General features: G+C 73.2%; 26 protein-coding genes. 17 read left to right on the top strand and 9 right to left on the bottom strand.

From position 1 onward, the window contains the following. Positions 1–62 precede the first annotated feature (62 nt). A complete protein-coding gene (locus ACZ45T_RS11470; protein WP_468439862.1) occupies positions 63–662 on the top strand; it encodes a transglutaminase-like domain-containing protein in 600 nt (199 codons plus the stop codon). On the opposite strand, the gene ACZ45T_RS11475 is transcribed toward ACZ45T_RS11470, so the two are convergent. After that, positions 598–1842, bottom strand: a complete 1245-nt coding sequence (locus ACZ45T_RS11475; protein WP_468439863.1) for an MFS transporter — start codon at positions 1840–1842, stop codon at positions 598–600. The two genes, ACZ45T_RS11470 and ACZ45T_RS11475, sit on opposite strands and share 65 nt — an antisense overlap. 78 nt (positions 1843–1920) lie before the next feature. Between ACZ45T_RS11475 and ACZ45T_RS11480 the strand changes: the two genes are divergently transcribed. From ACZ45T_RS11480 to ACZ45T_RS11490, 3 genes are all read left to right on the top strand, one after another. Further along, a complete protein-coding gene (locus ACZ45T_RS11480; RefSeq protein ID WP_468439864.1) occupies positions 1921–2472 on the top strand; it encodes a CGNR zinc finger domain-containing protein in 552 nt (183 codons plus the stop codon). Between the two features lie 91 nt (positions 2473–2563). Then, positions 2564–3763 (top strand): alginate lyase family protein, encoded by a 1200-nt coding sequence (locus ACZ45T_RS11485; protein WP_468439865.1) that lies wholly within the window; start codon positions 2564–2566, stop codon positions 3761–3763. A 128-nt stretch (positions 3764–3891) separates the two neighbouring features. Beyond that, on the top strand, positions 3892–4020 hold the full coding sequence (locus ACZ45T_RS11490; protein ID WP_468439866.1) for a hypothetical protein: 129 nt from the start codon (positions 3892–3894) through the stop codon (positions 4018–4020). Positions 4021–4138: 118 nt separating this feature from the next. Here ACZ45T_RS11490 and ACZ45T_RS11495 read toward each other — a convergent pair whose 3' ends face one another. Further along, on the bottom strand, positions 4139–4861 hold the full coding sequence (locus ACZ45T_RS11495) for a lysophospholipid acyltransferase family protein (protein WP_468439867.1): 723 nt from the start codon (positions 4859–4861) through the stop codon (positions 4139–4141). Between the two features lie 232 nt (positions 4862–5093). Here ACZ45T_RS11495 and ACZ45T_RS11500 point away from each other — a divergent pair, with 232 nt between their 5' ends. From ACZ45T_RS11500 to ACZ45T_RS11520, 5 genes are all read left to right on the top strand, one after another. Next, the gene (locus tag ACZ45T_RS11500; protein ID WP_468439869.1) at positions 5094–5423 is read left to right on the top strand and encodes a TlpA family protein disulfide reductase; all 330 of its coding nucleotides are present in this window, start codon (positions 5094–5096) and stop codon (positions 5421–5423) included. A gap of 287 nt (positions 5424–5710) precedes the next feature. Then, on the top strand, positions 5711–6250 hold the full coding sequence (locus ACZ45T_RS11505; RefSeq protein ID WP_468439871.1) for a flavin reductase family protein: 540 nt from the start codon (positions 5711–5713) through the stop codon (positions 6248–6250). A gap of 200 nt (positions 6251–6450) precedes the next feature. Then, on the top strand, positions 6451–7236 hold the full coding sequence (locus ACZ45T_RS11510; RefSeq protein ID WP_468439873.1) for an electron transfer flavoprotein subunit beta/FixA family protein: 786 nt from the start codon (positions 6451–6453) through the stop codon (positions 7234–7236). A 59-nt stretch (positions 7237–7295) separates the two neighbouring features. Then, positions 7296–8258, top strand: a complete 963-nt coding sequence (locus ACZ45T_RS11515; RefSeq protein ID WP_366868670.1) for an electron transfer flavoprotein subunit alpha/FixB family protein — start codon at positions 7296–7298, stop codon at positions 8256–8258. 175 nt (positions 8259–8433) lie between these two features. Next, on the top strand, positions 8434–9732 hold the full coding sequence (locus ACZ45T_RS11520) for a DUF6986 family protein (RefSeq protein WP_468439876.1): 1299 nt from the start codon (positions 8434–8436) through the stop codon (positions 9730–9732). A gap of 36 nt (positions 9733–9768) precedes the next feature. Here ACZ45T_RS11520 and ACZ45T_RS11525 read toward each other — a convergent pair whose 3' ends face one another. Further along, positions 9769–12153, bottom strand: a complete 2385-nt coding sequence (locus ACZ45T_RS11525) for a WD40 repeat domain-containing protein (RefSeq protein ID WP_468439878.1) — start codon at positions 12151–12153, stop codon at positions 9769–9771. A gap of 180 nt (positions 12154–12333) precedes the next feature. On the opposite strand from ACZ45T_RS11525, the gene ACZ45T_RS11530 reads away from it, so the two are divergent. Beyond that, the gene (locus tag ACZ45T_RS11530) at positions 12334–12534 is read left to right on the top strand and encodes a hypothetical protein (RefSeq protein WP_468439880.1); all 201 of its coding nucleotides are present in this window, start codon (positions 12334–12336) and stop codon (positions 12532–12534) included. A 3-nt stretch (positions 12535–12537) separates the two neighbouring features. Here the strand turns inward: ACZ45T_RS11530 and ACZ45T_RS11535 are convergent, their stop codons facing one another. Further along, complete coding sequence (locus ACZ45T_RS11535; protein ID WP_468440054.1) at positions 12538–13524, bottom strand: LacI family DNA-binding transcriptional regulator; 987 nt, start codon at positions 13522–13524, stop codon at positions 12538–12540. Positions 13525–13714: 190 nt separating this feature from the next. On the opposite strand from ACZ45T_RS11535, the gene ACZ45T_RS11540 reads away from it, so the two are divergent. Further along, on the top strand, positions 13715–14752 hold the full coding sequence (locus ACZ45T_RS11540; protein ID WP_468439882.1) for an NUDIX hydrolase: 1038 nt from the start codon (positions 13715–13717) through the stop codon (positions 14750–14752). Positions 14753–14758: 6 nt separating this feature from the next. Here ACZ45T_RS11540 and ACZ45T_RS11545 read toward each other — a convergent pair whose 3' ends face one another. Further along, a complete protein-coding gene (locus ACZ45T_RS11545; protein ID WP_468439884.1) occupies positions 14759–15454 on the bottom strand; it encodes an MBL fold metallo-hydrolase in 696 nt (231 codons plus the stop codon). A 114-nt stretch (positions 15455–15568) separates the two neighbouring features. Then, positions 15569–16933 (bottom strand): M20/M25/M40 family metallo-hydrolase, encoded by a 1365-nt coding sequence (locus ACZ45T_RS11550; protein ID WP_468439886.1) that lies wholly within the window; start codon positions 16931–16933, stop codon positions 15569–15571. Between the two features lie 319 nt (positions 16934–17252). Here ACZ45T_RS11550 and ACZ45T_RS11555 point away from each other — a divergent pair, with 319 nt between their 5' ends. Both ACZ45T_RS11555 and ACZ45T_RS11560 read left to right on the top strand, forming a co-directional pair. Beyond that, positions 17253–18491, top strand: a complete 1239-nt coding sequence (locus tag ACZ45T_RS11555) for a geranylgeranyl reductase family protein (protein WP_468440056.1) — start codon at positions 17253–17255, stop codon at positions 18489–18491. Between the two features lie 21 nt (positions 18492–18512). Next, positions 18513–18959: a hypothetical protein gene (locus ACZ45T_RS11560; protein ID WP_468439888.1), complete on the top strand. Its 447-nt coding sequence runs from the start codon at positions 18513–18515 to the stop codon at positions 18957–18959. 103 nt (positions 18960–19062) lie between these two features. On the opposite strand, the gene ACZ45T_RS11565 is transcribed toward ACZ45T_RS11560, so the two are convergent. Then, positions 19063–19521, bottom strand: a complete 459-nt coding sequence (locus ACZ45T_RS11565; RefSeq protein WP_468439890.1) for a nitroreductase/quinone reductase family protein — start codon at positions 19519–19521, stop codon at positions 19063–19065. Positions 19522–19677: 156 nt separating this feature from the next. On the opposite strand from ACZ45T_RS11565, the gene ACZ45T_RS11570 reads away from it, so the two are divergent. Further along, entirely contained in the window at positions 19678–20376 is a 699-nt protein-coding gene (locus ACZ45T_RS11570; protein ID WP_468439892.1) for a TetR/AcrR family transcriptional regulator, read from the top strand. A 218-nt stretch (positions 20377–20594) separates the two neighbouring features. Continuing rightward, on the top strand, positions 20595–21554 hold the full coding sequence (locus tag ACZ45T_RS11575; RefSeq protein WP_468439894.1) for a spherulation-specific family 4 protein: 960 nt from the start codon (positions 20595–20597) through the stop codon (positions 21552–21554). A gap of 90 nt (positions 21555–21644) precedes the next feature. Here the strand turns inward: ACZ45T_RS11575 and ACZ45T_RS11580 are convergent, their stop codons facing one another. Continuing rightward, positions 21645–22388: a maleylpyruvate isomerase family mycothiol-dependent enzyme gene (locus ACZ45T_RS11580; protein ID WP_468439896.1), complete on the bottom strand. Its 744-nt coding sequence runs from the start codon at positions 22386–22388 to the stop codon at positions 21645–21647. A gap of 132 nt (positions 22389–22520) precedes the next feature. On the opposite strand from ACZ45T_RS11580, the gene ACZ45T_RS11585 reads away from it, so the two are divergent. Both ACZ45T_RS11585 and ACZ45T_RS11590 read left to right on the top strand, forming a co-directional pair. After that, positions 22521–23198, top strand: a complete 678-nt coding sequence (locus tag ACZ45T_RS11585; protein WP_468439897.1) for an alpha-ketoglutarate-dependent dioxygenase AlkB family protein — start codon at positions 22521–22523, stop codon at positions 23196–23198. A 43-nt stretch (positions 23199–23241) separates the two neighbouring features. Further along, positions 23242–24507 carry an ROK family protein gene (locus ACZ45T_RS11590; RefSeq protein WP_468439899.1) on the top strand — a complete coding sequence of 422 codons (1266 nt, stop codon included), beginning with the start codon at positions 23242–23244 and terminating at the stop codon, positions 24505–24507. 45 nt (positions 24508–24552) lie between these two features. Here the strand turns inward: ACZ45T_RS11590 and ACZ45T_RS11595 are convergent, their stop codons facing one another. Beyond that, positions 24553–25101 carry an ATP-binding protein gene (locus ACZ45T_RS11595; protein ID WP_468439901.1) on the bottom strand — a complete coding sequence of 183 codons (549 nt, stop codon included), beginning with the start codon at positions 25099–25101 and terminating at the stop codon, positions 24553–24555. Positions 25102–25186 lie beyond the last annotated feature (85 nt).

Here is a 25186-nt window from a genome sequence, read left to right on the forward strand (position 1 = left end):
AGCTATACCCCTGACTGTAAATCTATTGATCTACGGTCGGGGGTATAGCTATGCTCCGGGGCATGCAGCTGATCCAACAGAACCCTGATATTTACGCCTATCTGGCGTCGGATGAGGCGATCGACCACTGGCATCCGCTGGTGCAGGAAGCCTCCGACGCTCTCTGGCTCGCCACCGGCGACGCATATTCATACGCCAAAACCGCCTTCGAGTTCGTCCGTGACACCGTCCCGCACTCCGCGGACTCCGGTGACCTCCGGGTCTCCTGGCGAGCCTCCGACGTCCTCGCCACGCGCAACGGCATCTGCTACGCCAAGTCCCACGCCCTCGTCGCCCTGCTGCGCGCCCAGGGCATCCCGGCGGGCCTGTGCTACCAGCGCCTGGTGGACGACGACGGCACGAATCCGATGGTCCACGGGCTGGTCGCCCTCCGGCTGCCCGGCGCCGAGGGGTGGGCGCGCCAGGACCCGCGCGGCAACAAGCCCGGCGTGGACGCCCGGTTCAGCCTGGACGGAGAGCGACTGGCCTTCCCCGTACGCCCGGAGCTCGGCGAGATCGACTACCCCGAGCTGTACGCCGCCCCGCACCCGGCCACCCTCAAGGCGCTTCAGGGCTCCGCCGACCGGCCCGAGCTGTGGCGAAACCTGCCGACGGCCCTGTGACCTCCTTCGCGGGTGCGGGCCTGCGTCCCGCCGTCAGTACGTGCAGCAGCGCCGCGGCGAACTGAAGCCCGGCGATCCCGGTCAGCAGCAGCCCCGCGGGTGCGTCGGCCGCGAGCCCCACGAGGGCCGCGCCGGCCGACGCGGCCGTCATCTTCAGCCCTGCCCCCAGGGTGAACACCTGGGTCCGCGCCCCCTCCGGTGCGTACTCCGCGCGGATCCGGAGCGTGGCCGTGAGCAGTGGCCCGTCGCACACCCCGGCCACCGCGAACAGCACCGCCGTGACCGCCACGGACGGCGTGAACGCGGCCGCCGTCAGCGCCACCCCCGTCCCGGCCAGCGACCACCGCACCAGCCGGCCGGGCTCCACCGACGTCATCCGGCCCAGCGTGAGCGAGCCCGCCAGGGCGCCCACCGCGAAGGCCGTCATCAGCACGCCCCCGGCGCCCGGACTGCCGAGCCCGGCGGCCAGCAGCACCGAGGTGGTGGTGAGCGAGCCGATGCCGACGAAGGCCAGGGTCGTGGCCGAGGTGATCGCCCGCAGTTCCGGGACCCGCCACAGTGCCGCGAGCCCCGCACCCACCCCGGTCCGGGGCCCGCTCCGGGGCTCGCCCGCGCCCCGGTCCTCGTACGCGAGGGTCGCGGCCAGCGCCGCCGCCAGCGCCGCGGACACCGCCAGGACCCCCATCGCCGGCCCGGCCGAGACCGTCGCCGCGACCAGGCTCACCACCGCCGGGGCGGTGACCGCCGCGGCGTTGTAGGTGGAGGCGTCCCAGCCGTACGCCCGGTCGCGCCCGGGGCCCGCCGGGACCAGTCCGGTGACCAGGCTGGACAGCCCGCCCGTGACCATCGGCCCGCAGGTCCCGCCGAGCACCGCCACGGCGAACACCAGCGCCCCCGGGGCCCGGCCCAGCAGTACGGACAGGGCCGCCACGGCGGCCGTGAACCCGGCCAGGGCGCCGACGTGGAACAGCCGCGGTCTGCGGGTCCGGGCCGCGGCGGCGCCCGCGAGCGGGGCAGCCAGCACGTTCGGGACCAGCCAGGCCGTCAGGACGAACGCCCCGTGCGCCGCGCTCCCCGTGCGCTCCAAGGCGAGGAGCACCACGGCCATGCCCATGCCCATGCCCTCGTTGGCGAACCGCGCCGCCAGTGCCGCCGCCAGGTACCGCCCGAACCCGCCCATTCCGGCCCCCCGCGTTGTGTAACGTGATAGGTGGACAAGACGTTACGTCATTCGGGTGTATGGGGAAAGGATCGGGGCATGGCGGACTCCCGAGGGGGCTTCTCGGTGGCGCGACGGCTGATCGACCTCGCCGAGGCGGTCCGCACGGCCCCCGAACTGCCGCGCGCCGACCTCGCGGAGCTGCTCGCGGCGCACGGGGAGCGCCCCGCCGACCTCACCGAGGAGGCGTTCCCCGAGGCGAGCGCCGCCGAGCTGCGCGCCGCGGCCCGGCGGATGGCGGCGGTGCTCGGCGAGCGCGACGAGGACCGCGCGGCCGAGGCGCTCAACGCACTGTTCGAGGAGTGCGGCACCCGGCCCCGGCTCACCCGGCACGACGGCCACCCCTGGCACCTGCACGTCGACCGGGGTGAAGGAGCCGGCTGGGGGGACTGGTTCCTGGCCTCGGGCGCACTCGCGCTCGCCCAACTGCTCACCGAGTACGGGCGGATCGCCTGGGGGGCCTGCGCCGCCGAGGGCTGCGGGCGGTTCTTCCTCGCCACCGGGCCGGGCAGCGCGCGCCGCTATTGCTCCACCACCTGCGCCACGCGCGTTCGCGTCGCGGTCCACCGACGCCGGAAGCTCGAAGGCTGATAGGAAACTTTCTTGTCAGACATCGTTGTCAGCTTGGCATGAGCATGAGTATCTTCGGGCCACCGGAACCCCTCCCACCGGAAGGCCCCCCATGCGTTTCGGAATCCCCGCAGGACTCACCGCCCTCGCTCTCGGCTTGGCGATGACCTTGATCCCCGCTCCCGTCGGCGCGACGCCCGCCGCTCCCGCCGCGGCGGCCCCCGCCCCCTTCGCCCACCCCGGAGTCCTCAACAGCCGCGCCCAACTGGACTTCGTACGCACGCAGGTGCAAGCCGACCGGCAGCCGTGGAAGGCGGCGTACGACCAGATGCTGGCGAGCAAGTACGGGTCGCTGTCGCGCGCGCCCAAGCCGCGCGAGGTCGTCGAGTGCGGCTCCTACTCGAACCCGAACATCGGGTGCTCGGACGAGCGCGAGGACGCCATCGCCGCGTACAGCCACGCGCTCGCCTGGTACGTCACCCGCGACGCCAGGTATGCGAAGAAGTCGATCGAGCTGATGGACGCCTGGTCCGCGAAGATCAAGGACCACACCAACAGCAACGCACCGCTCCAGAGCGGCTGGGCGGGCTCCACCTGGCCGCGCGCCGCCGAGATCATCAAGCACACGTACACCGGCGGCTGGCCGAACCAGGGCCGCTTCGCGGCCATGCTGCGCGACGTCTACCTGCCCGAGGTGATCAACGGGCGGCCGAACAGCAACGGCAACTGGGAACTGATCATGATGGACGCGGCCGTCGGGATCTCGGTCCACCTCGACGACCGGGCGAGCTACGACAAGGCGATGGGCATCTACCTCGGCCGCGTCCCCGCCTACTTCTACCTGGCCTCCGACGGCGCGCAGCCCGCGTACCCGCCGCGTTCGTCCATCGACACCCGCGGCGAGCTGATCGACTACTGGCACGGCCAGAGCGCCTTCGTGGACGGCCTTGCGCAGGAGACCTGCCGGGACTTCGGCCACACCGGCATGGGGATCGCCGCGACCATGCACGTCGCCGAGACCTCGCGGATCCAAGGACGCGACCTCTACCCGCAGTTCAAGGACCGGTTCCGGCACGCGCTGGGCTTCCACGCCACCTACGAACTCGGCGCGGCCGTGCCCTCCTGGCTGTGCGGCGGGACCCTGACCAAGGGCATCGGCCCGGCGACCGAGGTCGGCTACAACGCCCTGCACACCCGGCTCGGCATCACCATGGAGAACACCCGCAGGCTCACCGAGGGCAGGCGCCCGGCGGGCACCGAGAACCACTTCGAGGCCTGGGAGACCCTGACCCACGCCGACAACCCCAACTGAGGGGGTTTCAGCGCCGGGCGGCAACGGCCATGCTGATCCTATGACTTGGCACTGCGCCCGGGCCGCCGGATTCCGAGTACGTCGGCGGGTCGAAGATCTCCATCCGCCGGGTACGAGGGCAGTCGCGGGTGACACTGCGGCGGCTCGGCCGGGCTCGGCGGACCGCCCCGGCGCCCCCGCCGGCGACCGGTTCGTACGTCGAGGGGAACCACGTCCAGGTCGACGGCGCGGGCGAGTCGGTGGTCGAGGAGTGGTGACCCCTCGGCGCGGCTAGGCCAAGGCCAGCTCCTGCGCGGTGACGGCACGCGCCGACGGCCTCCAGGAGCCGGCTGCGGTGCTGGGGGCCGTCGGCGCGGGGGGAACGCGTCCTTGCGGTCAGCCCGCTTCGCGCACCTGCGCCGCCGTCGGCGCGGTACCGCCGAGGTGGGCCGGCAGCCACCACGAGTCGGTGGCGTCCTTGGGCTTGTCCGGGTAGGCGCGCTGCGCGGCGTCCAGCAGCTCCTGCACGCGCTCGCGCAGCCGCCGCGTGATGGCGCCGGCGAACTGGTCGGCCGGGGCCTCCATCGGCTCGCCCACCCGCATGGTCACGGGGATGTGGCTGCGCTTGAGGTGCTTCGGGCGTCCCTTGGTCCACAGCCGCTGGGTGCCCCACAGCGCCACCGGGATCAGCGGGACCCCGGCCTCCTGCGCCATGCGCGCCGCACCCGACTTGAAGCTCTTGAGCGTGAACGACTGGGAGATCGTCGCCTCGGGGAAGACCCCGATGATCTCGCCGGCCCGCAGCGAGTCCAGGGCGTGCTGGTAGGCGGCCTCACCCTGCGTGCGGTCGACGGGGATGTGCTTCATCGCGCGCATCAGCGGGCCGGACACCTTGTGGCGGAACACCGAATCCTTCGCCATGAAGCGCACCAGGCGCTTCTGCGGCCGCGCCGTGAGGCCGGCGAAGATGAAGTCGAGGTATCCGATGTGGTTCGACACCAGGACCGCCCCGCCCTTGCGGGGGATGTTCTCGGTGCCCTTCATGTCGATGCGGATGTCGAGCGCGCGGAACAGTCCGTGCGCCGCGCCGATCACGGGAGGGTAGACGAGCTCAGCCATTGGGGAGACCCCGCTTTCTGCCTGGGGAAGTGCTCCCGGCCGGAAGTTACGGAAGCGTAGGTACGCGACCATGGGGATCGTGCCCCATACGAGGGCTGCTGGCCAGCCCAGAGGCCCCTGCCCGGCGAGATTCTCGTCACGCCGGGAATGTCACACGCTCACGGAGTGCTCCGATCCACGTATGAGCGTACGAGGATGATGTACGCACACGAAGGCGGCGACGGGAGCACGGGTGCTCGGGCAGGAAGACGGGCGGGCCCGGCTGGGCGCCGCGGAACTGGGCGCGGAGCCGGGGGAGCGGGCCAGCCTGGTGCAGTTCTCCAGCGCCTTCTGCCAGCCCTGCCGGGCCACCCGGCGGATCCTGGCCGAGGTCGCGGCGATGGTCGACGGGGTCGCGCACATCGAGATCGACGCCGAGGACCGGCTCGACCTGGTGCGGGCCCTCGGGATCGAGAAGACCCCGACCGTGCTCGTCCTGGACTCGGCGGGCCGGATCGTCCGGCGGGCGGCCGGGATGCCGCGCAAGGCGGACGTGATCGCCGCCCTGGGGGCCGCCGTATGACGGGCGGCGCGGCCGCCGCGGCCGGCGGCCGGCCCGCTGCCGGGGCGCCGGACGCGCCGGTGCGTGCGCCCGCACGCAGCGTGACGCGCCTGACATCTGTCCGTTCTCGCTTGACTGTGTCCACGGGAGATCGCCAGGCTGGCGGCATGCGGTATGAACTCCTGCTCTACGGACGGGTCCACGTGGACCTCGTCCGCCACGCGAGCGCGCGCTGTCGGGATCACTGAACTCCCCGCCCCTGGTCCCCGACAGTGCCCGCGCGTCCCGCGGTAGAAAGCAGAACCCTGATGACTGCTCCGACGGTCCCCACGGCGGCGATCGCCCCGTTCCCCCGCTCCGGCGCCGGCCGCCCCGGCTCGCCCGACCTCCTGCGTTCCGTATTCCGGCGGCACGCCGCCGGAGTCGCGGTGATCACCGGCCAGGACGGCGGGCGTCCGGTGGGCTTCACCGCCACCTCGCTCAACTCCGTCTCCGCCGAGCCTCCGCTGCTGTCCTTCACGATCGGCACCGGTGCCTCCAGCTGGCCCGCCGTGCGCGACAGCGAGTACCTCGGCGTCCACATACTCGGCGAGCACCAGCGGGAGCTGGCCGGTCTGTTCGCCCGGAGCGGAGCCGACCGCTTCGGCCCCGGCACCGGCTGGAGCGCCGGACCGCACGGGGTCCCGGTGCTGGACGGCGTACTGGCGTGGCTGGTCTGCCGCGTGGTGGCACGGGTGCCCGCCGGCGAGCACCGTGTGATCATCGCGGAGGCGGTCGTCGGGGACCCGGCCGGGGAGGGCCGCCCCCTGCTGTACCACCAGGGGCGCTTCAACGCGTTGCGTGACTGAATCGTCCCTGCTCGGGCGTCTCGGGCGGCGTTGGGCAGATCACAGTTGACCGGCCTTGCGACTTGGCGGGACCCACTGTGTACTGACGAGTAACATTCCCTTCGGAGCGCGGGCCGCCCCGACCGGGATCCGCCCGACAAGGCGCCTATGCTGCCTGCATAAGGCGGTACCAGAAAAGACGATGCGGTAGGAGAGCCGGCGTGAGCCTGAGGATCGTTGTCTGTGTGAAGTACGTGCCCGACGCCACTGGCGACCGGCAGTTCAGCGAGGACCTGACCGTCAACCGTGACGACGTCGACGGCCTGCTGTCGGAGCTCGACGAGTACGCCGTCGAGCAGGCGCTGCAGATCGCCGATGAGGCCGACGACGCCGAGATCACCGTCCTGACGGTGGGTCCCGAGGACGCCAAGGACGCGCTGCGCAAGGCGCTGTCGATGGGCGCCGACAAGGCCATCCACGTCGAGGACGACGACCTGCACGGCTCCGACGTCATGGCCACCTCGCTGGTGCTCGCCAAGGCGATCGAGAAGGCCGGCTACGACCTGGTCATCACGGGTATGGCGTCGACCGACGGCACCATGGGTGTCCTCCCGGCGATCCTGGCCGAGCGCCTGGGCGTCCCGCAGGTCACCCTGCTCTCCGAGGTCAAGGTCGAGGACGGCACCGTGACCGGCCGCCGCGACGGCGACACCGCGAGCGAGCAGCTGGAGGCCTCCCTCCCCGCGCTCGTCTCGGTGACGGACCAGTCGGGCGAGGCCCGCTACCCGTCCTTCAAGGGCATCATGGCCGCCAAGAAGAAGCCGGTGGAGTCCTGGGACCTGGAGGAGCTGGAGATCGAGGCCGACGAGGTCGGTCTGGAAGGCTCCTGGACCGTGGTCGACGCCGCGGCGCAGCGCCCGGCCCGTACCGCCGGCACGATCGTCAAGGACGAGGGCGAGGGCGGCAAGCAGCTGGCCGAGTTCCTGGCCGGCCAGAAGTTCATCTAAGAGCTTCGGCCGCCCTTCCATAGCCCCCAGACACTTCGCAATCGCAGGAGAGCAGTCCCATGGCTGAAGTTCTCGTCTACGTCGACCACGTGGACGGCGCCGTCCGCAAGCCCACCCTCGAGCTGCTGACGCTGGCCCGCCGCATCGGCGAGCCCGTCGCCGTCGCCCTGGGCGCCGGTGCCGACGCCACCGCCGCGGTGCTCGCCGAGCACGGCGCGGTCAAGGTCCTCACCGCCGACGCCCCCGAGTTCACCGAGTACCTCGTCGTACCGAAGGTGGACGCGCTCCAGGCCGCGTACGACGCCGTCTCCCCGGCCGCCGTGCTCGTCCCGTCCTCCGCCGAGGGCAAGGAGATCGCCGCGCGCCTCGCGGTCCGCATCGGCTCCGGCATCATCACCGACGCCGTCGACCTGGAGGCGGGTGACGAGGGTCCGGTCGCGACGCAGGCCGCCTTCGCCGCGTCGTTCACCACCAAGTCCCGCGTTTCCAAGGGCACCCCGGTCATCACCGTGAAGCCGAACTCGGCCCCGGTCGAGGCCGCTCCGGCCGCCGGCACCGTCGAGGCGCTCGCCGTCACCTTCGGCGCCCTGGCCACCGGCACCAAGGTCACCGGCCGCACCCCGCGCGAGTCGACCGGCCGCCCCGAGCTGACCGAGGCCGCGATCGTGGTCTCCGGCGGCCGTGGCGTCAACGGTGCCGAGAACTTCCACATCATCGAGGAGCTCGCGGACTCCCTCGGCGCGGCCGTCGGCGCCTCGCGTGCCGCCGTCGACGCCGGCTGGTACCCGCACTCCAACCAGGTCGGCCAGACCGGCAAGTCGGTCTCCCCGCAGCTGTACATCGCCTCCGGCATCTCGGGCGCGATCCAGCACCGCGCGGGCATGCAGACCTCGAAGACCATCGTGGCCATCAACAAGGACGCCGAGGCCCCGATCTTCGACCTCGTCGACTACGGCGTGGTCGGCGACCTCTTCGCGGTCGTCCCGCAGCTGACCGAGGAGATCAAGGTCCGCAAGGGCTGACCTGCGCTTCTCTCTTCAGCTTCGTCTTCTCCGGGGCCGTGTGGTGATTGTCACCGCGCGGCCCCGAGTCGTTTGTCCAGGACGGCGGGGGGACCATTGACGGAGCGGAACCCCGTGACTAAATTCTGCTATGCGGATCTAAGCTTCCGTGAAGCGGAAAAGAGGAGAGTGCACGATGGGTCAGCAGGAGAAGGTGGCGACGAGCCTCGCAGGCGCGGTCAGCGAGGGCATCAGCGCCTCCCTCGCGCCGGTGGACGCGGAACTCGCGCGCCACTACCCGGGCGACCCCGGCACCCGGCAGCCCATCCACACGGTCTACGTGCCCGGTGACGTCTTCGCCGCGGACACCATCCGCTCCTGGGGCGACCAGGCCCTCGCCGCGCTCGACGAGCACGCCCCGGACGCCGCCACCTTCGCCAAGGTACTCGGCATCTCCGACGAGCTGGCCGTACCGGTCTACGACCGCGTCCGCGCCAAGCTCGCCTCCGAGCCCATCGAGGACCTCCGCGTCGACTTCGAGGACGGCTTCGGCGTCCGCTCCGACGAGGAGGAGGACCAGGCCGCGGCCCGCGCCGCCCGCCTCGTCTCGGAGGCGTTCTCCAACGGCACCAACGCCCCGTACATGGGCATCCGCATGAAGTGCATGGAGTCCAACGTCCGCGACCGCGGCATCCGCACCACGGACATCTTCCTCTCCGGGCTGCTGGAGCACGGCGGCCTGCCGGAAGGGCTGGTCCTGACCCTCCCCAAGGTCACCTACGCCGAGCAGGTCAGCGCCTTCGTCAAGCTGCTGGAGGCCTTCGAGACGACCCGCGGCCTGCGCCCGGGACGGATCGGCTTCGAGATCCAGATCGAGACCAGCCAGTCCATCGTGGCCTCCGACGGCACCGCCACCGTCGCCCGCATGATCGAGGCCTCCAAGGGCCGTGCCACCGGCCTGCACTACGGCACCTTCGACTACAGCGCCTGCGTCGGCGTCTCTGCCGCGTACCAGTCGAGCGACCACCCCGCCGCCGACCACGCGAAGGCGATCATGCAGGTCGCGGCCGCCGGCACCGGCGTACGCGTCTCCGACGGCTCGACGAACGTGCTGCCGATCGGCACCACCGAGCACGTCCACGAGGCCTGGAAGCTGCACTACGGCCTGACCCGGCGGGCCCTGGCCCGCGCCTACTACCAGGGCTGGGACATGCACCCGGCGCACCTGCCGACCCGCTACGCGGCCGTCTTCACCTTCTACCGCGAGGGCCTCGAGGCGGCCGCCGCGCGCCTGAAGGCGTACGTCGCCAAGATCGAGGGCGATGTGATGGACGAGCCCGCCACCGCCAAGGCCCTGGCCGGCTACCTGGTCCGCGGCCTCGACTGCGGTGCGGTGGGCGCCGAGGAGGTCACCGCCCTGACCGGCCTGACCCGCGCGGAACTGGACGCCTTCGCGATCCCGCGCCGCTCGGCGACGCTGACGGCGACCGCCTGATCGCTCGTACGCGGGCGCACACGGCCCGGTCCCGGGTTACCGGGGCCGGTCCGTCGGCGTGTCCGGACCCGACAGCACCCAGAACCGCAGCGTGCCGTCGTCCCCCGCGGAGGCGAGCAGGCTCCCGTCGGGGGAGAAGGCGACGCCCCGGACGGGGCCGGTGTGCCCGGTGAGAGGCTGGCCGGTGGTGGGCACGCCGGAGTGCGCGTCCCGGAGCTGGACGGTGCCGCCCGAGCAGGCACTGGCGAGCAGCCGACCGTCCCGGGAGAAGGCCAGGTCGCACACAGGCCCGGTGTGTCCGGACAGTTGCAGCATGCGGCGCGGGTGGGCGGACGGGGCACAGATCTGGATCGTGCCACCGATGTCACCGGTGGCCAGCAGGCGGCCGTCCGGTGAGAAGGCCACAGTGCGGATCTCGGTCTGGTGGGCGGGCAGTTCGAAGCCGGACGGATCCTGGTCCGCGGGGTCCCAGAGCACCACCTTCTTGCTGACGGCGGCAGCCAGCCTGCGCCCGTCGGGAGAGACGGCCAGGGCGGAGACGCCGGACACGCCGGCGGGCACCCGCCCGGCGGCCGGAGATCCGGTGAGCACGTCCCAGAAGCGCACGCGGCGGCCCCCGTCGACCACCGCCGCCCACTGGCCGTCCGGGGCGAACGCCACGTGCTGCAGGAGCGAGAGGGGACGGCTCAGCGGCCCGGGACGGGCCGCCGACAGAGTCCACAGCACGGCCGGGCCGCCTTCGTCGGGGAACCCCAGCCCCCACGGGGGGCCCGCCTCCAGTGGCAGGACCTCGGGCAGCAGGGTGCGGGACACCGGATCCCACGTCAGGACCGCCCGGTCCTGAGCCCGGACGAGGAGCCTGCCACCGTCCGGTGAGAAGGCGAGCCGCCGCAGCGACGCCCCGGAATCGCTGGACACGGCGGGCAGCGGCACGGCGTGCCCCTGACGTAGTGCCGAGGCCAGGGCCCGGGCCCCGAGCTGCCGGGGAGACGGAGCGGCAACCTCCGGCTCGCGGTGGTAGACGACCACGGTGTCGCTCTCGCCGCAGGCGGCCAGGATGCACCCGTCGGGTGAGAACGCGACGCCGTGAAGCGGCAGGTCCTGCCCGGCCAAGGGCGGACCGACGGGGGCGCCTGTGGCCGGGTCCCACAGCCTTACGGTCCCGTCGTTGCAGGCGGTGGCCAGTTGACGGCCGTCCCGGGAGAACGCGACCCCCCAGGTGAGGCTGTCCGGACCCGCCAGCGGCCCGCCGACGGCGGCACCGGTGGCGGTGTCCCACAGCCGGGCCCCGTCGTCGCCGGCCGTGGCCAGCAGGCGGCCGTCCGGGGAGAAGGCCATCCGGTGCACCTCGCCCGAGTGCCCGATGAGGGGCTCTCCGACGCCCGCTCCCGCGATGAGGTCCCACAACCGGACGGCGTGCCTGCCCTTGAGCGCGGCCAGCAGTCCGCCTCCGGGTAGCAGGGCCAACGCCCCGACCTTCCCGAAGTGCCCGATGAGCGGCGGCCCGGCCGGCTCGCCGGTGGCCGTGTTCCAGCGGCGCACGCTCTCGTCAGCCGCTGCGGTGACCAGCACGCCGCCGTCGGGCGAGAAGGCCACCACCTCGATGCCCTCATCGTGACCGTGCAGGGCGGGTCCCGCCGGGGCGGGGCTGGACAGGTCCCGCAGTCTCGCCGTGCCGTCACCGTGGCCCGTGGCGAGGGTGCAGCCGTCCGGCGAGAACGCCATCGCGGCGACGTTGCGGGCCTTCGTGTTGATCCCGCGCACGGACCGGCCGCGGACGGGATCCCACAACCGCACCACCCCGTCGCCCCTGGTCGCCAGGAGCCGTCCGTCAGCGGAGAACACAGCCCCTCCGGCCTGCGGCGCGGGCGCGGTCAGCAGGTGGGCCACCAAGAACCCGGTCGCGCCGGCCGACCCGGGCAGCGGCGAGGGCACGGAGGCCGGCGCCGGCGCCGGCGCCGGCGCCGGGGCGGCCTCCCGGGACCGGGCGGCGGCCGCCGCCCGCGCCCCGGCCCGGTACGCGGCGATGGCCCCCGCCCGCGCCTTGGCCACCGGGGTGGCTGCGGGCGGCGCCTTCTCGACCCGGCCCGGCGCCGACGGCTGGAGCGACGCCAGGGTGCGCCAGCGGCTTCGCCAGGGTTCCAGCCGCGGGGAGGTGTGCGGCGGGATGTCGATCTCCTGCCCGTACTCGTCGTACGCGTACAGGATGCGCACCAACGCCATCAGCGTGTCGAGGCCCAGCAGCCGCCTCCCCCGGAACGCGTCGCTCTGCGTCGCCACCGGCAGCCGGATCCCGGTCCGGGACTTCGCCGCCCGCGCCTCCAGCTTCCGGTACGAGGGCTTGCCGCGCTCGATCCGCAGATCACGCAAGTCGCCCGCGAGGCGGCTCAGTTCCTCCTGGAAGCTGTTCTGCGCATCCATCCGTGCCCCCTGGACCGTTCGGACCATCAGGCTAGAGCGTGATCCGCCGAACGGTCCCGGACTTGTCGGAACAGCACCGAACACCGCCGGACTTTCACCGTAGTTCGGCGGTGATCGCGAGGTCGGTGGATCTGTTCCGCCCGTGCGGGGCCGGGTCGGGCAGTCCGCTGCAATCGGACCATGACCACACCTCAGAACCGGCCGGACCCCGATCCGTTCCTGCCCCTGCCCACCGCCGTCGTGCTGTTCGGCGCGGTCGTGATCGGCCTCACGGCCGGCGTCCTGACCTTCCTCGGGGGCACCGGCGCCGCCCTCTCGGTGCTCGCCGGGCTGACCGCCGCCGGGGTCAGTGTGCCCGTGCTGCGCGAGCTGATCCGGTGACCGTCAGGCGTCCGGCGGGAGTTCGCCCGAGCCGCGCGCGATCAGGCGGGTCGGGAGTTCGATGCGGGACGGGGGGAGGTCGGCCCCCGCCAGGCGTTGGAAGAGGCGGTCCGTGGCCACCCGGCCCAGCGCCGCCGGGTCCTGGGCGACCACCGTGACGCCCGGGCGGAGCAGATCGGCCAGCTCGAAGTCGTCGAAGCCGACCAGGGCCACCGGGCGGTCCAGCGCCGCGAGGACCCGTACCACCGTGACCGTCACGCGGTTGTTGCCCGCGAAGACGGCGGTCACCGCCTCCGGGCCCGTGAGCATCGACCGGGTCGCCGCCGCGACCCGGCCGGGGTCGGTGGAGCCGAGGGAGACCCAGGATCCGGCCACCGCGAGGCCCGCGTCCGTCATCGCCGCGCGGTAGCCGCGCAGGCGCTCCGTCGCCGTGTGGATGCGGGGGTGGTCGCCGATGAAGCCGATCCGGCGGTGGCCGCCCGCGATCAGGTGGGCGACCCCGCCCCGGGCGCCGCCGAAGCTGTCCGACAGCACCACGTCCGCGTCGATCCGCCCGGCCGGGCGGTCCACGAACACCGTGGCCACGCCGGCCCGGATCTCCGGCTCCAGGTAGCGGTGGTCGTCCCCGGCCGGGATCACGATCAGGCCATCCACCCGGCGGGCGCACAGCGCGAGCGCCAACTCCCGCTCGCGGTCCGGGTCCTCGGCGCTGGAGCCGTTGATGAGCAGCGCCCCGTGCGCGCGGGCCACCTCCTCCACCGCCCGGTTCAGCGGACCGTAGAAGGGGTCGGCGAGGTCCTCCAGGATCAGGCCCACGGTGGCGGTACGGCCCTTGCGCAGGACGCGGGCGCTGTCGTTGCGGCGAAAGCCCAGGGCTTCGATGGCCTCGTGGACCCGCTTCTCCGTCTCGGGGGTGACTCCCGGTTCGCCGTTGACCACCCGCGACACCGTCTTCAGGCCGACGCCCGCCTGGGCCGCCACGTCCTTCATGGTCGGCCGGTTGCCGTAGCGGGGCTCGGACGGGCGGCGGTTGTGGGCCACGGTCGTGGATCCTCCGGAGGTCTCGGACGGGGCTGTGACCTTGAGGATAAGCACTCGGCCGATAGTGAGGTTTCCGTGGCAGGGTGGTGCGGGCAAGCCACTGGGGGCTCCGGACGAGCCATGGGGAAGAGGGGTAGACGTGATTGTCTGGATCAACGGCACATTCAGCGCCGGAAAGACCAGCACGGCCCGCGAACTGACCGGAATCCTGCCGGACAGCACCCTGTTCGACCCGGAGTTCATCGGCGACGCGCTGCGCGTGCTGCTGCCGCCCAAACGGCTGGCGGAGGTGAGCGATTACCAGGACCTGCCGAGCTGGCGCCGCCTGGTGGTGGACACCGCGGCGGCGATGCTCGCGGAACTGGGCGGGGTGCTCGTCGTACCGATGACGCTGCTGCGCCAGGAGTACCGGGACGAGATCTTCGGCGGGCTGGCGGCGCGGCGGATACCGGTGCGGCACGTGCTGCTGGCCCCCGCGGAAACGATCCTTCGCGAGCGGATCGCCACGCGCGAGGAGCCGGGGGAGCCGTCGGCCGTGGACCTCCGGGTGCGGCAATGGGCGTACGACCACATCCCCGTCTACCAGCAGGCGCTCGGCTGGCTCACCGGCGACGCGCACGTCATCGACAACGGGGCGCTGACCCCGCGGGAGACGGCGCAGCGGATCGCCGAAGCCGTCCGCTCGGAGACGGCCGCGGTCTGCGACATCGTCCAGACCCCGGAGCCCACGCGGGAGACGGTGGCGGCCGGGGTGCTGCTCTTCGACGAGCAGGACCGGGTGCTGCTGGTGGATCCGACGTACAAGGCGGGCTGGGAGTTCCCGGGCGGCGTCGTCGAGGCGGGCGAGGCGCCGGCGTGCGCGGGCGTACGGGAGGTCGCCGAGGAACTGGGCCTCGTACTGGACCGCGCGCCCGGCCTGCTGGTGGTCGACTGGGAGCCGCCGCAGCCCCCCGGGTACGGGGGACTGCGCCTGCTCTTCGATGGCGGCCGCCTCACGCAGGAGGCGGCGGCCCGGCTCCGGCTGCCGGGCCCGGAACTGCGCGCCTGGCGCTTCGTCACCGAGGCCGAGGCCGCCGACCTCCTCCCGCAGCACCGCCACGAACGCCTGCGCTGGGCCCTGCGCGCCCGCGAACGCGGCCGCCCCCTGTACCTGGAGGCGGGGATCCCTGTCGGCTGACCGGGCTCAGGCCGGGGTCTCGGCCGCGGCCTTGGCCAGCGCGGCCGCCGTGTCCACCGTCAGGGGATCGCCGTGGCCGAAGCAGGCGAGGGAAGGGGCGAGCGCGGCCAGGCGGTGGAAGGAGTCGATCGCCCGGCCGCGGTCCACGTTGAAGACCCCCAGCATCAGCGGGCCGACGGCGGCGATGCAGTCACCCGCGAACAGCACGCCGTGGCGCGGCAGATGGATGCCGATGCTGCCGTCCGTGTGGCCCGGGGCGTGGACCACGTACGCCCCGTCCCCGAAGCCCAGCGCGTCCCCGTCCTCCAGCTCGCGGTCGACCGGGGTCGGCGGGGCCTCGGGGACGGTCATGCCGTGCGCGTACAGCGGGATCTCCCAGTCCAGCAGCACCGGTTCGGGAACGGGCCGCTCGCCGCGGATCACGGGCGCGTCCAGGCGGTGCGCCAGCACCAGCGCGCCCCAGCGGGCGGCGAGCTCACCGGCCGCGCCGACGTGGTCGCGGTGGCAGTGGGTGAGGACGATCCGCTCCAGCCGTTCGGGCGCCAGCCCGAGGGATCGGATCGCCCCCTCGATCTCGGCCGCGGACTCGATGTTCCCCGCGTCGATCAAGGTGAGTGCTTCGCCGTCCTGCCAGAGGTACGCCTGGCCGATAGGGAAGCGGAGCATGTGGAGCCGGTTCGGTAGCACTTCGACAAGATCCATACGTCGAACGTACGCACCACCGACCTTCCCGGGCACGCGGCTTCACCCGGAGCGAAGTACGCCCAGAGCGCACTGGGGAGTGCACCCTGGGCGTACCCGTACGTCATGCGCAGCTCAGCCGCGCTTGGACTCCGCGTAGTTGACGAGGAAGAGGGCCTCCGCCACCGACAGGCGCTCCAGCTCCTGCGGCGACACGCTCTCGTTCACCGCGTGGATCTGCGCCTCCGGCTCGCTCAGCCCGATCAGCAGCATCTCCGCGTCCGGGTAGAGGGACGTCAGCGTGTTGCACAGCGGGATCGAGCCGCCCATGCCACTGATCTGCATCTCCTGGCCGGGGTACGCGGTCTCCAGCGCCGACCGCATCGACGCGTACGCCGGGCTGTCGGTGTCCGCCTGGAACGGCTGGCCCTGGCCGACCACCTCGAGTTCGAGGCGCGCCTTCCACGGCGTGTGCGCCTCCAAGTGGGCCTGCAGCAGCTTGATGGCCTCGGTGGTGTCCACGCCCGGCGGCACCCGCAGGCTGATCAGCGCGCCCGCGCTCGCGTGCACCGACGGCGTCGCGCCGACCACCGGCGGGCAGTCGATGCCGAGCACCGTCACGGCAGGGCGGGCCCACAGCCGGTCCGCGATCGTGCCCTCGCCGATCAGCTCGACCCCGTCCAGGACCTTGGCGTCGGAGCGGAAGTCGGCCTCCGGGTACTGCAGGCCCTCCCACACCGCGTCCGAGGCGAGCCCGTCCACGGTCGTCGAACCGTCCGCCGCGCGCAGCGAGTCGAGCACGCGGATCAGCGCGGCCAGCGCGTCGGGGGCGGCGCCGCCGAACATGCCGGAGTGCAGGTTGCCGCCCAGCGTGTCGATCTTCACCTTGAGCAGGCACATGCCGCGCAGGGTGGCCGTCACCGTCGGCAGGCCGAGGCGGAAGTTGCCCGCGTCGCCGATGACGATGGTGTCGGCGGTCAGCAGCTCCGGGTTGGCCTCGGCGTACTGCTGGAGGCCGCCGGTGCCCTGCTCCTCCGAGCCCTCGACGATCACCTTCACGCTCACCGGCACACCGCCGTTGGCCTTCAGCGCGCGCAGCGCCAGCAGGTGCATGATGAACCCGCCCTTGCAGTCGGCCGAGCCGCGCCCGTACCAGCGGCCGTCGCGCTCGGTCAGCTCGAAGGCGGGGGAGATCCAGGCGGCGTCGTCCAGCGGCGGCTGGACGTCGTAGTGCGCGTAGAGGAGAACGGTAGGCGCGCCCTCGGGGCCGGGCAGGAAGCCGTACACGGACTGGGTGCCGTCGGGGGTGTCGAGCAGCGCCAGGTCCTGGAACCCCTCGGCGCGCAGGGCTTCGACCACCCAGTTCGCGGCGGCCTCGCTCTCGCTCTGGGGGAACTGTGCCCAGTCCGCCACCGACTGGAAGGCCACCAACTCCGTCAGCTCCTGCTTGGCGCGGGGCATCAGCGAGGCGATGGTCTCGGCGATCGGATTCTGGGACATGGGCACGCTCCTTTTGGGTGCGACGTTGTTCGTTGGGTACGCCGCCCGCATCCGCGGGGTGTGCGTATGCCGGGTACGGCGAAAGACAGTCCCGATCCTCGCACAGCAGGGTGGGGCGGCGTCTCGCCGTAGGATTTCCCCGGCATCGGAGCAACCGGGTGATCAGGAGCGGCAACACATCGTGAGCAGCGACGACGACGTACGCGACGCAGGTGCAGACGACGCAGGCGTGAGCGCAGGGGCAGACGCAGGCGTGCGCGCGGGCGAGGGTGAGGACGCGGGCGCGGGCGTGGGTGAGGACGCGGGCGCGGGGCAGACCGTGCGGGACGCGGGCGACGAGGTGGCCGGGGGCACCGGCGAGGTGTGGGACGTGGTCGTGGTCGGGGCCGGACCGGCCGGGGCCTCGGCCGCGTACGCGGCGGCGACGGCCGGGCGGCGCGTCCTGCTCCTGGAGAAGGCCGAACTGCCCCGGTACAAGACCTGTGGTGGCGGGATCATCGGCCCCTCGCGTGACGCCCTGCCCCCGGGGTTCGTGCTGCCCCTCAAGGACCGCATCCACGCGGTCACCTTCTCGATGGACGGGAAACTGACCCGCACCCGGCGCTCGAAGCAGATGCTGTTCGGGCTCGTCAACCGGGCGGAGTTCGACGCCGGCCTGGTCGCCGAGGCTGAGAAGGCCGGCGCCACCATCCGTACGGGTACGGCTGTGGCCCGCGTCGAGCAGCACGGGGCGGCCGTGCCCGACCGGCGCACCGTAGCGGTGGTGCTCGCCGACGGGGAGACGGTGCTGGCCCGCGCGGTGGTCGGCGCGGACGGCAGCGCGAGCCGGATCGGCGCGCACGTCGGGGTCGAGATGGACCAGGTGGACCTCGGCCTGGAGGCGGAGATCCCCGTGCCCGAGACGGTCGCGGAGGACTGGAAGGGGCGGGTGCTGATCGATTGGGGCCCGCTTCCCGGCAGTTACGGCTGGGTCTTCCCCAAGGGCGACACCCTCACCGTCGGGGTCATCTCGGCCAAGGGCGAAGGCGCCGCGACCAAGCGCTACCTGGACGACTTCATCGCCCGGCTCGGACTCGCCGGCTTCGAACCGGCCGTCTCCTCCGGGCACCTGACCCGCTGCCGCAAGCCCGACTCCCCGCTCTCGCGCGGCCGGGTCCTGGTGGCGGGCGACGCGGCGGGACTGCTGGAACCGTGGACCCGGGAGGGCATCTCCTTCGCGCTGCGCTCGGGGCGGCTCGCGGGGGAGTGGGCCGTGAAGATCTCCGAGGCGCAGGACGCGGTGGACGCGCGCCGCCAGGCCCTCAACTACGCCTTCGCGGTGAAGGCCGGGCTGGGTGTGGAGATGGGGGTCGGCCGGCGGATGCTGACCGTCTTCGAGGCCCGGCCGGGGCTGTTGCACGCGGCGATCACCGGGCTCCGTCCGGCGTGGCGGGCCTTCGCCCGCATCACGCGCGGCTCGACGACCCTGGCCGACATGGTGCGTACGTCGCCGCTGGCCCGGAAGGCGCTGCACGCGCTGGACGCCAGGCAGGCGGCCCGCGGCGGCGGCCGGGGCTAGGCCCTGGCCGGGGGCGTGGGCGTGGGCGTGGGCGGCCTGGGTGGTGCTCAGGGTGATGCGGGTGCGGGCGGCCCGGACTGGTGGGGCGGCCTGAACCTGAACGAGGTTGAGCAGCCGGAGCAGGTCATGGCGGCCTTCGCACGCGGAGAGAGGTCCGTCGGTGTGGCGGTGATCGCGCTGGCGCTCAACCACCCCGATCCCGCGGCCGTGCTGCCCGTGGTCGCCAGGGCGCTGGAGTCGGCGGACCGGGAGGTCCGCCGGCAGGGAGTGGTGGCCCTGGCACATGTCGCGCGGCTCCACCACACGGTGGACCGGCGCAGTCTGGAACTGCTGCGCCGTTGCCCCCGCGGCAACGAGGCCGACGACGACCTGTGGTCTTTCGTGCCGCACCGGGAGCTGCCGCTCTGGCTGTGGCGGCACCACCTGCGGGAACGGCTGGTCGAGCGGCTGCGCCGGCCGTTCGGCTGAGCCGCCGCGCCCGCTGCGGCGCCCGCTGCGGCCGTCGCCACGCCCGCGGCGGGCGCGGCCGGACGAGGAGGTCGTGGCGCCCGCCGGGGCCGAGTCCGCGGGGTCAGTTCGACACCGTGATCCGGAAGACCGGGTGGTCGGCGGCGGCCGCCTGGATCTCCGCGTCGGAGGACTTCGCGGTGACGCCCTGGAAGAACCGGTCGACCTCCCAGCCCCACTTCTCCAGGTAGGTGCGCAGGACGGCGGCCTGCTGGACGGGGTCGGTCAGCTCCGTGGCGGTGAACGTACGCACCTTGCGCCCCACCCGCAGCTCGCCGCCGCCCGCGACCCGCATGTTGCGGACCCACTGGGAGTGCCCGCGGGCCGAGACCAGGTACTGGACGCCCTCGTACGTGTGCGGGTTGACCGGGATCCGCTGCATCTGGCCGGACTTGCGGCCGCGGACCGAGAGCTCGGCGCTGCCGGCGAGGCTGATGCCGAGGCGGGCCAGCTTGCCGAAGAGCGCGTTGAAGCGGGTGGCGAACGGGCCGGCCTGGACGTAGTACGGGGTGGGCGCGTTCATGGGGACCTCCGGGGCCGATTCTGCATTTGGAGAGCACTGCTCTCGGTTGAGAACAGTGTGCACGGATCGGTGCACCAAAGCAAGAGCGGTGCTCTCGAAATGGATCGGCGGTCCGATTCCTGGGCAGTGCTCCGCCTGCATGGCACACTGATCCGCATGAACACCGTGCGAGGGGCAAGGGAACGAGCCCGTATCGAGGTCACCGCCGCCATCAAGGACGAGGCGCGCCGCAGACTCGCGGCCGAGGGCGCCGCCAAACTCTCCCTGCGCGCCGTCGCCCGCGAGCTGGGCATGGTCTCCTCCGCCCTCTACCGCTACTTCCCCAGCCGCGACGAGCTGCTGACCGCGCTCATCATCGACGCCTACGACAGCGTCGGCGCCGCGGCCGAGCAGGCCGACGCCCGGGCCCTCGACGCCGGGACCGCGCCCCGCGCCCGCTGGATCGCGGTCTGCGAGGCCGTTCGTGCCTGGGCGCTCGAGCACCCGCACGAGTACGCCCTCATCTACGGTTCCCCGGTGCCCGGTTACAGCGCCCCCATGGACACCGTCGGCCCCGCCTCCCGGGTCGGCAACGTCCTCATCGGCGTCCTCCGCGCCGCCCACCAGGGCCGCGGTCTCGCACTGCCGCCCCTGCCGCCCACCCTGCGCCCCGAGGCCGACCGGATGACCGCGGACTTCGCCGAGGGCCTGCCGCCACAGGTCACGGCCGCGCTGGTCGCCGCCTGGGCGCAGCTCGTCGGGCTGGTCTCCTTCGAGCTGTTCGGCCAGTTCGAGCGGGTCGTCGAGGACCGGGCCGGCTTCTTCGCGCACGCCGCGGGCCAGTTGGCGCACGGGGTCGGACTGCCCGCAGTGTGAGGGGAGGGGTCGGGGTGGGGGGATCGGGGCGGATCGGGGCGGATGGGAGGGTGTAGGGGAGGGCGCACGGGGACGGATCCGCTCCGGTCATTCACATGATGAGGCGATGGTTCGCTCTTCTGTTCCTCCCACCAATGCGGGCGGTTCAGGCTTGAACGAAGGGCCGCCCGTCTAGTGTTCCTCGGGTCGCCCCCCTGCCGCCGCCGGAGGAAACGTTCATGCCCCGCGCCGTGAAGGCCCTGTACGCAGTCTTCGTCGTCTTCTTACTCGCCGCGCCGGCGCCGGCCATCACCGCGTCGGCGCGCGACGCATCGCCCGTCGCACCCACCCCGACCGCCACCGCCCCCACGGGACCGCCCCCCACTCCCCGAACACCGGGCGTGCGGGGCCTGGAGATCGGCGTCCCCGCCTACGTCTGGGCGAACGACCGAGTGCTGACCGACCTGACCGCCACCGCGCCCGCCCCCTCGGTGGTCGTCCTGAACCCAGGCAACGGCGACTCCCCGTTCGACGCGCCCTGGCTGGCCCGCGCCGACGCGCTGCGCGGCCGCACCACCTCCACCGGCGAGAAGACCAAGGTGCTCGGCTACGTCCACACCGACCACGGCAACCGCGACATCGCCGCGGTCAAGGCCTCCGTCGACAACTACCTCAAGACCCCCGACGGCCGTCTCCACGTCGACGGCATCTTCTTCGACGTCGTCAGCCGCGACTGCGGCCCCGCCAACGCCACCCGCGACCACTACGCGGAGCTGCGCCGCTACGTCCAGGAGACCATGAACGCCGCCGCCCCGGCCGCCCCCGACCTCGTCGTCAACAACCCGGGCACCGCCATAGCGGACTGCTACCTGGAGCCGGGCCGCCGGACCGCGGACATCTTCGTCACCTACGAGGACACCTACGCCGCGTACACCGGCGGCGGCTGGCTCGGCGGCAACGTCTTCGACCAGCTCTCCGGCTACCGCGCCGGCACCGAACTCGACCCGAGCGGCACGGCGTTCTGGCACCTGGTCCACGAGGTCCCGGACGCCGAGGCGATGCGCGCCACCCTGCGCACCGCCTTCGACCGCGGTGCGGGCTACGCGTACGCGACGAGCGCGGGCATGCCCAACCCCTGGAACGCGGCCCCGGCATGGGAGTACCGCGCCGAGACCGGGTACGCCGCCACCGTCGGGTGACGGCCTCCGTCAGCGGTAGTCGTCGGGGTGGCCCTGCATCCAGGTGTTGATCTTGTCCCGGGCGCCGATCAGCGCGACCGCCGAGCTCCGTCAGATTCCGGCCGTCTCGCTCCACAGCCGGGCCAGCGACTGGTCGCCCGTCACGCCGGGACCCGTCAGCGGAAGCCGGTTCCACAGGGCCGCGTACAGCCAGGCCGCCTCGCCCGCCAGCTCGCAGTCGGCCGCCTCGCCCGTGTCGCCCCGTACCGTACGGGCCGGCTCCGGCGAGAGGTGTACGGTCCACACCGCGCCCGTGTCGGCGGCCCGGACCCGCAGCACCCGGGGCTCCGCGGTGCGGACCCGGCTGCGCGGCCGCGCGTGGAAGCCGGTCAGCAGCTCGTCCACCCCGTCCTCCGCGAACTCCGGCTCGACCGGCGAGAACACCACACCGAGCGCCGCCTCCGCGTCCATGCGGTGCACGGCGGTCTCATGGGCCTGGCGTCGCGCCCAGAACGCCAGCGGCGAAGGCGGGGCCGTCGGAAGGAAGGTCCAGCACTGCACGTCGGCCGGGGCCTCGGCCAGCGTGCGCACCAGGGCCGCGTGCCCCTCGCGGAACCAGCCGAGCAGCTCCCCGCCGGCCAGTTCCGGCGCGGGCGGGAACTCCACCGGCTCCAGCCGTGCCTCCCCGACGAAGCCGGCCGCCCAGCGGTGCACCGACCCGGTGTGCCGCAGCAGATCGGTGACGTGCCATCCCGGACAGGTGGGCACCAGGGCGTCCGTACCGGCCTGTTCGGCAAGATCGGCGAGCAGTTCCCCGTCGCGCTCAAGGGTCTTCACGTATTCGGTGATCTCCATGTCACGCAGTCTGCCACGCACCCGGCGGGCCGGAAGGCCCCTATTTCCCGGGCTCCCGCCGCTGTTTCCCGGGCTCCCGCCGCCCTTGCCCCGGCAGCTCCGGACCCCGCCGGCCTGGGCCACCATGGAGGGGTGAACCAGCACGAGCACCAGGAGCCGCTCGCGGAACTCTTCCCGCGCGAGCGGACCGTGATCGCCCCCGGCGCCGTCCACGTGCCCGACTGGCTCGGCTCCGGGCGGCAGGCCGAGCTGCTGGCCGCCTGCCGCGCGTGGGCCCGCCCGCCGGCCGGCCTGCGCACCGTACGCACCCCCGGCGGCGGGGCGATGTCCGCCCGGCAGGTGTGCCTCGGACTGCACTGGTATCCGTACGGGTACGCCCGCACCGCCGTCGACGGGGACGGGGCGCCGGTCAAGCCGATGCCCGCGTGGCTCGCCGAGCTGGGGCGGGAGGCGGTGGCCGCCGCGTACGGGGATCCGCCGGAGCCCGCGGTGGCCTACGACATCGCGCTGATCAACTTCTACGACGGCGACTCCCGCATGGGCATGCACCGCGACGCCGAGGAGAAGTCCCCGGCGCCGGTGGTCTCGCTCAGCCTCGGCGACACCTGCGTCTTCCGCTTCGGGAACACCGCCTCGCGCGGGCGCCCCTACCGGGACGTCGAGCTGCGCAGCGGGGATCTCTTCGTCTTCGGCGGTCCCAGCCGGTCGGCCTATCACGGAGTGCCGAAGGTACTGCCGGGCACGGGCCCGCGCCCCCTGGGCCTGACCGGGCGGCTGAACATCACCCTCCGGGTCGGCGGGCTGGGCTGAGCGGCGGCGCCCGGCACCCTCCGATCATGCGAGGATCGATGCCATGAACGGCAACGGGGTCCCGCCGCGGGTGGGGGATGTGACCACGCCATCCGCGTCCATGACAGCCACGCGGACCAGGCTGGAACGGGGTCGCGGCGCGCTCGGCCCGGCGCTGGAGCTCGTCCACACCGGCCGCGCACCGACCCGCGCCGTCCTGACGGCCGAGCTCGGGGTGACCCGCGCCACCGCCGGAGCCGTCGCCGCCGAGCTGGAGGCGCTCGGGCTGATCCGCGTCGACTCCCGCCCCGGCGGCGCGGGCGGCACCCAGGGCCGCCCCTCGCACCGCCTCTCCGTGGACGAGAACGGCCCGGTGGCGCTGGCCGCGCAGGTGCACTCGGACGGCTTCCGGGCCGCCCTGGTGGGCCTCGGCGGCCGGATCGTGGCCACCGCCCCCGGTAAGGTCACCGTCTCCGCCGACCCGGCGCAGGTGCTCGGCGCGGTGGTGGAGGCGGGCGCGGAGCTGCTCGCCGAAAGCGGCCGCCGCTGTGTCGGCGCGGGGCTGGCGGTCCCTTCGGCGGTGGCGGAGCCGGACGGTACCGCGCTGAACCCGCTGCACCTGGCCTGGCCGGCCGGTTCTCCCGTACGGGCCATCTTCGCGCAGTGCGTGAAGGCGGCCGGGATCGACGGCCCGGCCCTGACCGGGAACGACGTCAACCTCGCGGCCCTGGCCGAGCACCGGCACGGCGCGGGGCGCAGCGCCCAGCACCTGCTGTGCGTGGCCACCGGGCACCGCGGGGTCGGCGGGGCGCTGGTGCTGGACGGCCGCCTGCACAGCGGGAGTTCGGGCCTGGCCCTGGAGGTCGGCCACCTCACCGTGAACCCCGAGGGGCGGGCCTGCCACTGCGGCGGCCGCGGCTGCCTGGACGTGGAGGCGGACCCGCTGGCCTTCCTCACCGCGGCGGGACGCACGCCCGGCCCCGAGGTGTCGCTGCTCCAGCAGGCCCGTGACCTGCTGCGCGACGAGCCCACGGAGCCGGCGGTACGGGCGGCCACGGAGGAGCTGATCGACCGGCTCGGGCTGGGCCTCGCGGGCCTGGTGAATATCCTGAACCCGGACCGGATCATCCTGGGCGGGCTGCACCGGGAGCTGCTGCACGCCGATCCGGAACGGCTGCGCGCGGTGGTCGCGGACCGCAGCCTGTGGGGCCGCAGCGGCGGCGTGCCGATCCTGCCGTGCACCCTGGACCACAACAGCCTGGTCGGCGCGGCGGAGCTGGCCTGGCAGCCGGTCCTGGACGACCCGCTCGCGGCTCTGGCCCAGGCCTGATCCGAGAGACAGGCCCTCGGTCCGGCCCGGGGATCCCGTGGCGGGTTACCCCGGCTTGGCGGCGACCCGCGATGCCACGGGCAGGGGCGGGGCTGCGGCGCTCGGGTCCACGGTGACGACCGCCGCTCGCGCGGGTTCCCGTGCGGGCTTGGCCGCGAGCCGTACCGGAGGCAGTGGGGCCGTCGGATCGGGGGCCGCCGTGAGCGTGAACCACACGACCTTTCCCGGTCCGCCGGGCTGCTGTCGCGCGCCCCAGGCCTCGCTGACCGCCTCCACGAGGGCGAGCCCGCGTCCGCAGGTCTCCAGCAGCTCCGCCTTCGGCTCATGGAGCACCGGAAGCCGCGGATCGCTGTCGATGACCGAGACCGTCAGGCGCCCGAGGCGGAGTTCGATCTCGACGATGCAGGTCTTGTCCGGCTGCGCGTGGCGGTGGACGTTGCTGAGCAGTTCCGTCACGCCGAGCGCAGCCCGGTCTATGAGCGGATCGAGCTGCCAGTGGCGCAGCTGCGCTGAAACGATCCTGCGGATTTGGCCGATCCGCGACGGCAAGGCCTGCAGTTCGACGACGCAGTGCCTGCGGGAATGACTGATCACGGCTGCGACTCCCCGACATGAGTGTTACGGGTGCTGCACCCTCGGTAATGCTCCACCAGGGTCACCCACGGTGCCCCGCAGTGCA

It is taken from the genome of Streptomyces sp. NPDC030995 (assembly GCF_055571215.1).